At 61.8% G+C, this 12,008-nt stretch carries 7 protein-coding genes; 5 read left to right on the forward strand and 2 right to left on the reverse strand.

The window, feature by feature from the left end; translation table 11 throughout:
• On the forward strand, positions 1 to 1,118 hold a 1,118-nt coding region (locus AB4Z48_RS28915; RefSeq protein WP_441620348.1), incomplete at its 5' end, for an RNA-guided endonuclease InsQ/TnpB family protein.
• 146 nt (positions 1,119 to 1,264) lie between these two features.
• The gene (locus AB4Z48_RS28920; protein ID WP_441620349.1) at positions 1,265 to 2,248 is read left to right on the forward strand and encodes a Bug family tripartite tricarboxylate transporter substrate binding protein; all 984 of its coding nucleotides are present in this window, start codon (positions 1,265 to 1,267) and stop codon (positions 2,246 to 2,248) included.
• Between the two features lie 15 nt (positions 2,249 to 2,263).
• On the opposite strand, the gene AB4Z48_RS28925 is transcribed toward AB4Z48_RS28920, so the two are convergent.
• Positions 2,264 to 2,785: a lecithin retinol acyltransferase family protein gene (locus tag AB4Z48_RS28925; RefSeq protein WP_441620351.1), complete on the reverse strand. Its 522-nt coding sequence runs from the start codon at positions 2,783 to 2,785 to the stop codon at positions 2,264 to 2,266.
• Between the two features lie 549 nt (positions 2,786 to 3,334).
• Between AB4Z48_RS28925 and AB4Z48_RS28930 the strand changes: the two genes are divergently transcribed.
• Positions 3,335 to 4,009 (forward strand): response regulator transcription factor, encoded by a 675-nt coding sequence (locus AB4Z48_RS28930; RefSeq protein ID WP_441620353.1) that lies wholly within the window; start codon positions 3,335 to 3,337, stop codon positions 4,007 to 4,009.
• Between the two features lie 44 nt (positions 4,010 to 4,053).
• Here the strand turns inward: AB4Z48_RS28930 and AB4Z48_RS28935 are convergent, their stop codons facing one another.
• A complete protein-coding gene (locus AB4Z48_RS28935; protein ID WP_441620355.1) occupies positions 4,054 to 4,398 on the reverse strand; it encodes a response regulator transcription factor in 345 nt (114 codons plus the stop codon).
• Positions 4,399 to 4,788: 390 nt separating this feature from the next.
• Here AB4Z48_RS28935 and AB4Z48_RS28940 point away from each other — a divergent pair, with 390 nt between their 5' ends.
• On the forward strand, positions 4,789 to 5,826 hold the full coding sequence (locus AB4Z48_RS28940; protein ID WP_441620357.1) for a LysR substrate-binding domain-containing protein: 1,038 nt from the start codon (positions 4,789 to 4,791) through the stop codon (positions 5,824 to 5,826).
• 383 nt (positions 5,827 to 6,209) lie between these two features.
• The gene (locus AB4Z48_RS28945; protein ID WP_441620359.1) at positions 6,210 to 11,732 is read left to right on the forward strand and encodes a trifunctional serine/threonine-protein kinase/ATP-binding protein/sensor histidine kinase; all 5,523 of its coding nucleotides are present in this window, start codon (positions 6,210 to 6,212) and stop codon (positions 11,730 to 11,732) included.
• The last annotated feature ends 276 nt before the right edge of the window (positions 11,733 to 12,008 follow it).

Here is a 12,008-nt window from a genome sequence, read left to right on the forward strand (position 1 = left end):
GGCTGAAGGACATGCGGCTGAAGGACATGCATCGTGACTCGCATGCGCAGCCCTTTGCCAATCTGAGCAAGGCCTGGAGCAAGTTCTTCGACGACGTAAAAAGGGGAAAGAATGCTTATCGCCCTGTCTTCAAGCGGAAGGGAAAGGCGCGCGATTCTTTCTACGTCGCCAACGACAAGCTGACCGTGGATGAAAGGCAGGTACGTCTGCCCGTGCTGGGCAAGGTGAGGATGAAAGAGGCACCGCGGTTCGGCGGCAAGATAATGGGCGCCACGGTGTCACGCGATGGCACGCGCTGGTATCTGTCGCTGCAGCAGGAGGTGGACATATGCTGGATTGAGCCGGCGGCTCGCCGCCCGGTCACCGGCGTCGACCTCAACGTCAAGGAAATCGTCTGCTCTGACGGCAAACGTTATGAGACGCCGCGTGCGCTAAAGAAGGCGCAGAAGCGGTTGACGCGGTTGCAGCGGTCAGTGTCGCGCAAGATGGAAGCGCAGAAGCAACGTATGGGCCTAGGTGAAAAGGGCCGGATTCCCACGGGGGTGCGTCTTCTCCCGTCCAAGAACCGTGAGAAGGCATCGCGAAAGCTCGCTGATCAGCATCGAAAGATCAGGTGCATTCGCAATGACTTCACGCACAAGATGACGACCTCGCTCGCACGTGAAAACCAAACGTTGGGCATCGAGGACTTGTCTGTGCAGGGAATGACTGCAAGCGCCAAGGGGAGTGTCGACAAACCAGGAAGAAATGTCCGTCAAAAGGCTGGCCTGAACCGCGCCATTCTCGACGTGGCATTTGGGGAGATTCGTCGCCAGATCGAATACAAGAGCGCTTGGTATGGGACAACACTAGTGACGGCGGATCGCTTCTTTCCTAGCTCAAAGCGCTGCTCATGCTGCGGCGAGGTAAATTCGGCTTTGACGTTAAAGGATCGAGAGTGGACTTGCGTAAGCTGTGAAACGCGCCATGACAGGGACTTTAACGCGAGCGTAAACCTTGAACAAATGATTTCACTACCCGGGGCTATCGGGAAAGTTAAGCCTGTCAGATACGAGCCTGGTCAGTCAGGGGGTTCGGGGCAGGAACCGGACGCGCACATTTGTGCACGTTTTGGATAGCAGCTATTGGCGACTTCTGCGCGATGAATCCGTGGTGGGCATTTTGATAGACAACACAGATCAATCGATCGAAAAATACAAATTAACGAATGAATCGGGGGACCTTATACTCCGCTCAACAACAAGGACGATAGGTGGAGACAACCATGCAAAAGACAGCCAGATTCGTTTCGCTTGCCTTGCTAATCGCTTCCGGCCTCGGAATGCATGGGGTGGCATTGGCGGCTGAAGGCTATCCGTCCAAACCGATTCACTTTATTGTGCCGTACCCGCCTGGCGGGCCGACGGACCTGATGGCGCGGCTGCTGCAAGCCAGCATGCAGTTGCGGCTTGGGGTGCCGGTAGTTGTGGAAAGCCGCCCCGGGGCTGGGGGAAATATCGGTACGAGCGCGGTGGCAAAGGCCGCACCGGATGGCTATACGATCCTGCTTGCCGCAAGTGGCCCGATGGCGGTCAACCCGACGCTGTACAAGCAACTTTCGTACAACCCGCTGACTGAACTGGCTCCGGTCATACAGATTTCCGCGTTTCCGCTGGTGCTGGAAGTGAATCCTGGTACTTCAGTCAAGGATGTGAAATCGTTCATTGCCGCGACCAGAAACAAGCCAGGCGAGTATAGCTTCGCCTCGGCCGGCAACGGCACGCCGCAGCATCTTGCCGGGGAACTGTTCAATACCGCTGTGGGCACGAAGATGCAACACGTGGCATACAAGGGGGCAGGTCCTGCGCTGAACGACGTCCTGGGTGGTCAGGTACCGGTCATGTTCGATATCCTCGCCAGTTCGCTGACCTATATCAAGGCGAGCAAACTGCGTCCACTTGCTGTCACCACCAAAACCCGTTCGCCGGCATTGCCGGATGTGCCGACGCTTGCGGAATCAGGCCTTCCAGGCTTCGAGTTCGTCGCGTGGCACGGTATTGCGGCCCCGGCGGGAACACCGCAAGCTATCGTGCTCAAGCTCAACGGCGTGATCAATGAAATCTTCAAGGATGCGGAGTTCCGCGCGCGCTGGGAGGCGATTGGCACGCCGGTGGTCGGCGGCACGTCTGAGGCATTCGGCGCGCTGATCCGCAGCGAGACTACGCGACTTGGGAAGATTGTGCGGGATACCGGTGCCACCGTGGACTGATATGTATTGACCGTGTCAAGTGCTCGTTTTCGTGTTCATCTGTTGGGTTGAAGTCCATATACGCCGTACGCGTTCATGATAAGCACGGATTTTTCCCCGTGCGAGCGTAAAGAGCGTCTTGAGCCCCAGCCACGGGTTCCGCACGCATCGATATACCTGCTCGCTACGCCCGGCGCCTGACACACACCATGTACAGAAGTGCTCGCAGTTGTTGGTCAGGACCTGATACCTGTCTTCGCCCAGGCGGGACCTAGCTCTTTCCACCACTTCCGTTCCGGCGTAAATGGCATCGGGATCAGCCTGAATGCTGACGCCCTTTCCTGCCGCAAAGCCACGCAACCGGATGTATTCGATGGGACGGCGCTTGGCGGAACGGTCAAAGCCGCCATAGTGAATGACTTGTCCTTCTCCCGCATAAATGCCGTGGTGGGTGTAGCCATCGCGCTCGGTAATCAGATGGGCACCGATTTCGATATGGTGGTCCGCGCTGGCCCACGCTGGCGACGCTGTGAACTGATCAAAATACAGAGTTTCCATGACGAGCGGCTAATAGCTTGAATGCAATGAATTCCGTATCACTAGCGGACCTCATGGATAAACCCACCGACGCGCTGGTCACCGTTGCCTGACTGAAGACAATGGGATCCCGCCGGGGAGGGTCCTCCTCGGGAAAAGACTTCACTGCGTAACTTCGGATTTGCTCCCCGGCGTGGTGCGGTCGCACTGCGAGATTGCACCGGCCATGAGCCAAGGGTAGGCGTCGTGTGCCACGAAGCCCATTCTACGGACGGCTGCTGCTGCCCCTACATAGGCGTCGCCCCCTCATACTCGGGTATATCCACGGCGATACTATGAGCATCGTCGCACGGCCAACGAGCCCGCATGGCGATGCGACGCCCATCGAGAATGAATGATTTTCGCTTTTTTTGGGATTTTTCAGGTGAGCTATCCGTCTCCTGGGGCGACCTGGTGGTTCGGCGGCTTCCGCGGAGGGCGCCACTATTTGGCCCGTTCTGATCATCTAAACTACCTACGGTGATTAGCGGGCGCTGCCCGGAATGGTGCCGGCCGGCAAAAGGAGGCAAGATGAGTTCGTCGTCGCATTCGACATCGGCCCAAAAACCAAACGACCGCAAGGAGCCCGTGGTCTATGTGGTCGACGACGACGAGTCGATGCGGCTCGCCCTGTGCGGTCTGCTGCACTCGGTCGGGCTACGGGTAGAGACCTTTGAATCGTCTCAAGACTTCCTGGTTTTCCCGAAATACGACGCGCCCAGTTGCCTGATTCTTGACGTCAGGCTGCGGGGCGAAAGCGGCCTTGCCTTCCAAGAACAGATCGCGAAGAGCGGCGTGCACATGCCGATCGTATTCATGACCGGGCATGGCGACATCGCGATGTCGGTCAAGGCCATGAAAGCGGGCGCCGTCGATTTCTTCGCAAAGCCGTTTCGCGACCAGGACATGCTCGACGCCGTTGCAAATGCGCTGACGCGCGATGGTGAGCGTCTTGCGGCCGAACAGTCGATTGCGGCGCTGCGTGCCGCCTTGCATTTGCTGACGCCGCGTGAACGCGAGGTCATGGGATTTGTCGTAGCCGGCCTGATGAACAAGCAAATCGCCGCCGAGCTGAATCTCAGCGAGATTACCGTGAAAATCCACCGTGGGCAGGTAATGAAAAAGATGGCGGCGCGATCCGTTGCGGACCTTGTCAGGATGTCCGAATCGCTGGGCGTCAATCCGCAGCCGAAGAAGCCATCTTGAGTCTGGCGCCAGCGGAAAGCGGCGATCCCGCCGGTCGTTGTCCGCTATGGCCGGTCCAGCGCGGTGCTGAGCCAATGCGCAATGGCGTCGGCATCAATCGGCTTATCCAGAACAGCCAGCGCGCCGTTCGCCACGGCCCTGGCCTTCAGGTCGTCCCCCGGGAATGCCGTTATGAAGATGGTCGGCGGCGCGTATCCGAGCGCAAGGATGCGGTCGTGCATCGCGATGCCCGACATGCCGGGCATCATCACGTCGGAGATCAGGAATGAGGTCTCGGCGATGTGGCCGGACGCCAGAAACTCCTCCGCGGACGCGAACAGCCGTGCAGGCCTGCCGAGCGAGCGTACCAGGCTCGCCGTCGCGAGGCGGACGGACTCATCGTCGTCCACAATCGAAACTGTTTGAGCGGAACACAAAAGACCGGCCCTCGACGTTCGGGAATTGCGTGCCACGCAGCCAACGCTCCTCTCATGACCCAGAGGGTACCGGCGTAGCACTACGATACCAAGCATAATTCCCATGACAGCGCCTGGGAATCATACGAACGTATAGGACACCTCAGTCCACGATCAGGAAGAGTCCTGCGCAATGGATGCTGCACTTCCGGCCTCCACTCTCACGCTGCGTTATACCCGAGTATGAGCGCTCGACGCCTACGTAGGATCAACGCCACCGCTCCGTAGAATGGTTTTGCGGCGCCCGCCAGCTACCCTTTGCTCTAGGGCAATGCGATCGCGCAGTGCGTTCGCAAGCGTCCTGAGCAAGCGTGGGAGTCAGCAATGGACCAATCGGATATTTCGCAGCGTGGCTTTCGCGTTGGCTTGCCCACTCCCGCTGACGACTTGTCAGCATGCTTCGCGACAAGCTACACGGGAATCATCGCGTTCATGGCCGTCGCGACGGAGGGAAGCTTCGTCAAGGCCGGTGAACGATTAGGGGTCGGCCGCTCGGCGGTCTGCCGGAACGTGCAGAAGCTTGAAATGCAGCTGAGCACCCGGCTGTTCCTGCGCACCACGCGGTCAACACACTTGACGCGGGAGGGCGAGAGGTTCTTCGAGAACTGCAACCGCGGCGTGGCCCATATTGTCGAGGCGATGAATGACATGCTGGAGCTTCGCCAGGGACCGCCGCGCGGCTTGCTGCGCATCAGCGTGCCCGTCGACTTTGGACGCAAGGTGGTTGCGCCGCTGCTCTCCAGGTTTGCCGAGCTTTACCCCGATATCGCGGTCGACCTGATGCTGGATGACCGGCCAGCGGATTTCGCCGCCGAACAGATCGATGTCGCGTTCCGCAATGGCCGCATCGAGGATGCCAGCATCATCGCAAAGCAACTGACCCCGATGCAGACGGTGCTTTGCGCGTCCCGATCCTATGCCGCAAAGCGGGGGCTGCCCGCCACGCTGGATGCACTGAGCCAGCACGACTGTATCAACTTCCGATTTCCCGGCGGCCGTATCTGCGAGTGGGAGTTCAAAGTTGACGGCCAGCGGCGCAGGTATCTTCCGACCGCCCGGCTGACGTTCAATGACGAGGATCTTGTCTTGCGGGCAGCTCTTGACGGCCGCGGCATCGCCCAGATGGCGGGATACCAGGTACGTGAGCACCTTGCGCGCGACGCGCTTGTCATGGCCTTGGCGCCGCATATGCCGGACGACCGGGGCCACTATATCTGCTACCTCTGCCGGCAGCATTTGCCGAGGCGCATCCGCGTCTTCATCGACTTCATGACCGAACAGGTCCGCGCACTCGATCTGGCCTACCGGGACGGCATCTATGCAGGTGTCGCCAACAGCCCGCCTGAGAAGTTGGCTGCATAAGTGGGGTTCGCCACCAAAGCTGTCCTTCCCGCCCCGCAGCTGTCCCGGCAGACAGATCGGGCCGAGTCCGCCAGGGATAAATCATCACAAAGTGCCTGTTGCGCCACGAACGGGGCGGCGGCGAAATCTGTTACCTGGCCACTGGCTAAAGCGAGCCGCTGCTCTCCCATCCCGCCCATCCCTGCCCTCCCTTCCATCCCTTCCATCCCTTCCATCACGACCGGCGGCGACGCGGTCACCACCGTGTATTCTGTAGGCTTGTCGCCTTTGTGGCGTTGGCTTCTGGCGTGTACCCTGCCCCGGCTGAATCGGACTCATGTCGCCATTCCATTGCAGGTCGGGTGGCAGCCTGATGGCAGCGTGCGGCGGATGGAGAGCTGCATATGGTTCCGGAACCGATGGGTAGCGCCCCTCAGGTCTTGTGGGACGATGGGGAGCGCGTTTTCTGTCGCGTGCGGCGGCCCGGCAACGGCGGCGACCAGGACGTGCTGCTCGCTCGGCCCGCGGCTGAACATCCCCTGCCGGCCAGCCTGGATCGCCTCGCTCACGAGTTCGGCCTGAAGGAGGAGCTCGATGGCAGCTGGGCGGTGCGCCCGCTGGGGTTGGCACGCGAGGCAGGCCGGACCCTGCTGGTGCTGGAGGACCCAGGCGGCGAGCCGCTTTCGCGTCTGCTCGGCGCCCCCATGGAGGTGAGCGAGTTCCTGCGGCTCGCGGTCTGTATCGCTGCGGCGCTGGGCAAGTTGCACCGGCGCGGCCTGGTCCATAAGGATCTAAAACCCACCCATATCCTGGTGAACTGTGCCAACGGCCAGGTGCGCCTTACGGGGTTCGGCCTCACATCGCGGCTGCCGCGCGAGCGTCAGCCGCCCGGGCCGCCAGAGACCATTGCCGGCACGCTTGCCTACATGGCGCCCGAGCAGACCGGACGGATGAATCGCTCGATCGATTCGCGCAGCGACCTCTATGCGCTTGGCGTCACGCTCTACGAGATGCTGACCGGTACGCTGCCGTTTGCGGCCGCCGATCCCATGGAGTGGGTGCATTGTCATATCGCCCGCATGCCGACGCCACCCTGCGCGCGGGAGGCAACCGTCCCGGCTATGGTCTCGCACATCGTGATGAAGCTCCTCGCCAAGACGGCCGAAGAGCGCTACCAGACGGCCGCAGGTGTCGAGCATGATCTGCAGCGCTGCTTGGACGACTGGCACCGGCAGCGCCGCATCGATGACTTTCCCCTGGACGAACACGGCACGCCCGACCGCTTGCTCATTCCCGAGAAGCTGTACGGGCGTGAACGAGAGGTCCACACGCTGGTGGCCGCATTCGAGCGCACAATCAGTAAAGGCGCCCCGGAACTGGTGCTGGTCTCGGGCTATTCCGGCATCGGCAAATCGTCGGTCGTCAACGAGTTGCACAAGGTGTTGGTGCCGCCGCGCGGGTTGTTTGCGTCCGGAAAATTCGACCAGTACAAGCGCGACATCCCCTATTCGACGCTGGTGCAGGCGTTCCAAAATCTAGTGCGGCCGCTGCTTGGCAAACGCGACACGGAGCTGGCGAGTTGGCGCGCCGAGTTGCTCGAAGCGCTGGACCCAAATGCCCGGCTCATGACCGACCTGATCCCGGAGCTGAAGCTCATCATCGGTGAGCCGCCACCGGTCACGGTACTCGAGCCGCAACAGGCGCAACGCCGCTTCCTGCTCGTGTTCCGGCGCTTTATCAGTGTGTTTGCACGGCCGGAACATCCGCTCGCCTTATTTCTTGACGATCTTCAGTGGCTCGATGCCGCGACGCTCGACCTGCTCGAAGACCTGCTGACCGGATCGGACCTGCAGCACCTGATGCTGATCGGCGCCTACCGCGACAACGAGGTGGACGCAACGCATCCACTGATGGTCAAGCTCCAGGAGATCCGCAACGCGGGGGTCAAGATCGATGAAATCACGCTGGCGCCGCTCGCCAGCGAGCACGTCAGGCAGTTGATCGCGGAGGCGCTGCGATGCGAGCCAAAGCGCATCGAGCCATTGGCGCACCTGGTGCATGACAAGACCGGCGGCAACCCGTTCTTCGTGATCCAGTTCCTGCACGCCCTTGTTGACGAGGATCTGCTCGCCCTCGATCATGGGGCGAGGCATTGGCACTGGGATCCAGACCGCATCCATGCCAAGGGCTACACCGATAATGTTGTGGACCTGATGGCCGGCAAGCTGACCCGCCTGCCGGCGGGGACTCTGCACGCGTTGCAGCAGCTTGCCTGCCTCGGGAACGTCGCCGAGGTCGCCGCGCTGTCTACCGTTCTCGGGCGACCGCCGGCGCAGGTCCACGCGGCGCTGTGGGAGGCGACCCGCCAGCAGCTAGTCGAGCGACAGGACACTTGCTACGCCTTTGTCCACGATAGGGTCCATGAAGCTGCATATTCACTGATCCCTGAAACCTCGCGCACCGAGGCCCATCTGCGCATCGGGCGCCTGCTCGCCGCGCAGACCCCCCCGGAGAATCGAGAGGAGGAAATTTTCGAGATCGTTGGCCAACTCAATCGCGGCGCCGCTCTGATCACCGCGCAGCATGAACGGGAGCAACTGGCGGAGTTCAACCTCCTCGCCGGCCAGCGTGCCAAGGCATCCACTGCCTATGCATCGGCTCTCACCTATCTGGTGAGCGGTGCGGAACTGCTGGACGGCGATTGCTGGCCGCGCAGGCACGGCCTGATGTTTGCGCTGGAGCTGAACCGGGCCGAATGCGAATTCCTGACGGGGCAGTTGTCCGTGGCAGATGAGCGCCTGGCGGCGCTGTCAGCGCGCGCCACAACCACGGTCGAGAAAGCCTTGGTCACATGCCTGCAACTGGATGTCTACTTGGTCCTGGATCGCAGCGACCGCGCGGTCGCGGTTTGTCTGGCCTACCTGCAGCATGTCGGCATCCAGTGGTCACCCCATCCGGACGATGCGGACGTGCGGAGCGAATACGATCGCATCTGGTCGCAGTTGGGTGATCGAACCATCGAGGAACTGGTCGATTTGCCGCTGATGGAGGACGCGGCCACCCTTGGGACCGTCGAGGCACTGAGCAAGCTATTCGCGCCGGCCTTGCAGACCGATGCAAACCTGGCTTGCCTGACGATTTGCAAGGCGGTCAGCCTCAGCCTTGAGTATGGCAACTGCGATGCCTCTTGCGTGCTTTACGCCAACGTCTGCCGGGTCGCGGGGCGGCGTTTCGGCGACTATCAGGCCGGATACCGGTTCGGCCTGCTCGGGTGCGAGCTCGTCGGCCGGCGCGGACTCAAGCGCTTTGAGGCCAAGACTTATCTGTGCTTCTCGATTTTTGTCGTGCGCTGGCTGAAACCCGTGCGGACCTGCCGGGAACTGTTGCGTCGCGCCTTTACCGCGGCGAACCGGATCGGAGACCTGCCGTATGGTGCCTACGCCGGCAATAGCCTCAACTCCGACCTGCTGTTTGGTGGCGAGTCGCTGGCCGAGGTACAGCGCGAAGCAGAACAGGGTCTTGCCTACGCCAAGAAGGTGCGTTTCGGCCTTGTCATCGACTTCATCACCACGCAGCTCGCGCTCATCCGAATGCTACGCGGCCTGACACCGAGGTTCGGGTGCTTTGATGACGGACAGTTCGCAGAGCTTGACACCGAAGCCCATCTGGCGAGCTGCCCTGACCTGGCGTTGGCCGAGTGCTGGTACTGGATCCGGAAACTGCAGTCGTACTATCTCGCCGGCGACTATGCGGCAGCCCTGGCAGCCGCAGCGAAGGCGCAACCGCTGCTCTGGACCTCCACGTCGTTCTTTGAGGAAGCCGAGTATCATTTTTACAGCGCGTTGGCTCACGCCACCCGGTGTGACTTCGCGCCCGCCAGCGAGCGGGCGCAGCATTTGGATGCGATGACTGCGCACCACCACCAGATCGAGGTCTGGGCGCAACACTGTCCGGACAACTTCGCGGACCGCGCCATGCTCGTCGGTGCCGAGATCGCCCGCGTCCAAGGCAACGTGGTAGATGCCGAACAGCGCTACGAGCAGGCCATCCGCGCAGCGCAGGACAGCGGCTTTGTCCACATTGAGGCGCTCGCCAACGAACTCGCGTCCCGCTTCTATTCAGCACGTAGTCTCGCGAAGATCGCCCGTGTGTATCTGCAGGACGCCCGCTACGGCTACTTGCGGTGGGGCGCCGAAGGGAAGGTGCGGCAACTCGAGGAGAGCTATCCGTTCCTGAGGACGGAAGAGACCGCGCCGGGCCCGACGAGCACGATCGCCACGCCGGTCGAGCACCTGGACCTCGCCACCGTGCTCAAGGTATCGCAGGCCGCCTCGGGCGACATCGTGCTGGACAAGCTCATCGCCATGGTCATGCGCACGGCTATCGAGCAGGCCGGCGCGGAATGCGGCCTACTGATCCTGGCGGACGGCGCCGAGCAGCGGATCGCAGCGCAGGCAACGACCGGCGGCGATGCCATCGATCTGCAGCTACGCGATGAGCCGGTAAGCGCGCAGATGCTGCCTGAGTCGATTCTCTACCACGTTCTGCGTACCCGGGAGAGTGTCGTTCTCGACGATGCCGCGTCCGAGCCTTCTTTTGCTGCAGATCCCTACATCCGTCAGCGCCGCGCCCGATCCATTCTGTGCATGCCCATGATCAACCAGGCAAAGCTCACGGGCGCGCTTTACCTCGAGAACAACCTGACGGCCTGCGCGTTCAGCCCGACCCGGATTGCCGTGCTGAAGCTGGTGGCTTCGCAGGCCGCAAGCTCGCTGGAGAATGCCCGCCTGTACCGTGACCTCGCGGAGCGGGAGGGCAAGATCCGGCGCCTCGTCGATGCCAACATCATCGGGATCATTGTCTGGAATGCCGGCGGTGACATCATCGAAGCCAACGACGCATTCCTTCGCATGGTGGGATACGAGCGGGAGGATCTGGTTTCGGGTCGCGTGCGCTGGATAGACCTGACGCCCCCGGAATCGCGCCAGGACAGCGAACAGGCCCTGGCGCAGGCGGTGCAGACGGGCCGCGCCCAACCCTTCGAGAAGGAGTACATCAGGAAGGACGGCAGCCGCGTACCCGTCATCGTCGGTCTGGCGACGTTCGCCGACAGCCGAAAGGAAGGAGTCGCGTTCGTCCTCGACCTGACCGAGCGCAAGCAGGCGGAAGAACGGGTCCGCGAGAGCGAGCGGCGCTATCGCGACGTGCAGACGGAGCTCGCGCACGCTACCCGCCTCGCCACCATGGGGCAGCTCACGGCCTCGATCGCGCACGAAGTCAACCAACCGATCGCTGCGACGGTAACCAATGCCCAGGCCGCGCTGCGCTGGCTGAGCGCCCGGCCGCCCGACATCGACGAGGTCGGACAGGTGCTTGGGCGGATCATCAAGGATGCCAATCGGGCCGCTGATGTGCTGCACCGTATCCGCGAGCTGGTCAGGAAGGCGCCACCGCGCAAGGAGCCGGTGGACATTAACGAGGCGATCCGCGAGGTGATCGAGCTGACCCGGGGAGAGACCGCCAAGAGCGGTGCCTCGGTCCGGACGCAACTCTCGGACGGCTTGCCAGATATCGAAGGCGACCGCGTCGCGCTGCAGCAAGTGCTGCTGAACCTCATCATCAACGCGCTCGAGGCGATGCGCGAAGTCAGCGACGGCACGCGGCAATTACTTATCAGCTCAGGGGTTGCGGAACCCGGGTGCGTGCTCGTCACCGTGCGTGATTCGGGGCCTGGCTTTGCTCCGCAGAGTGCCGATCACGCCTTCGTGCCCTTTTATACAACCAAGCCCACCGGTCTTGGAATGGGGCTGTCGATCTGCCGTTCGATCATCGATGCGCATGGCGGTCGTCTGTCGGTCAGCGCCAACCTGCCGCGCGGCGCGATCGTTCAGTTCACCGTGCCCGCCTATCGGTCCGATCCGTCCTGATTGCCGCGCAGTGCGAGGGCCAGAAGTGCCGCAGAGGTGCCCGTTTCGACACTGTTCGGGCCGTCTAATGGGACAAGGCCACATCGGGGAGAAGCAACGTACCAAATGGGAATCCAAGGTCATGTCGCAATCGGCCAGAACAAGGACTACCATTCAAGCCGAGATAGGCGCTCAACTTTGGAGACTGCCACCCGATCTGCACTGCGGGATGCGGCAATGGAGCCGGCACCTGTCGTGAGAACAGGATTCGATGAGGTCAATCCTTCCTCAGCGCAA

Origin of the sequence: Cupriavidus sp. 2TAF22, assembly GCF_052115045.1 — a bacterium.
Taxonomy (GTDB): Bacteria; Pseudomonadota; Gammaproteobacteria; order Burkholderiales; family Burkholderiaceae; genus Cupriavidus.

Bases quoted from the DNA above. Each gene is read 5' to 3' on its own strand.
- AB4Z48_RS28925 (WP_441620351.1), bottom strand. From the start codon at position 2,785: ATGGAAACTCTGTATTTTGATCAGTTCACAGCGTCGCCAGCGTGGGCC.
- AB4Z48_RS28945 (WP_441620359.1), top strand. From the start codon at position 6,210: ATGGTTCCGGAACCGATGGGTAGCGCCCCTCAGGTCTTGTGGGACGAT.
- AB4Z48_RS28930 (WP_441620353.1), top strand. From the start codon at position 3,335: ATGAGTTCGTCGTCGCATTCGACATCGGCCCAAAAACCAAACGACCGC.
- AB4Z48_RS28940 (WP_441620357.1), top strand. From the start codon at position 4,789: ATGGACCAATCGGATATTTCGCAGCGTGGCTTTCGCGTTGGCTTGCCC.
- AB4Z48_RS28920 (WP_441620349.1), top strand. From the start codon at position 1,265: ATGCAAAAGACAGCCAGATTCGTTTCGCTTGCCTTGCTAATCGCTTCC.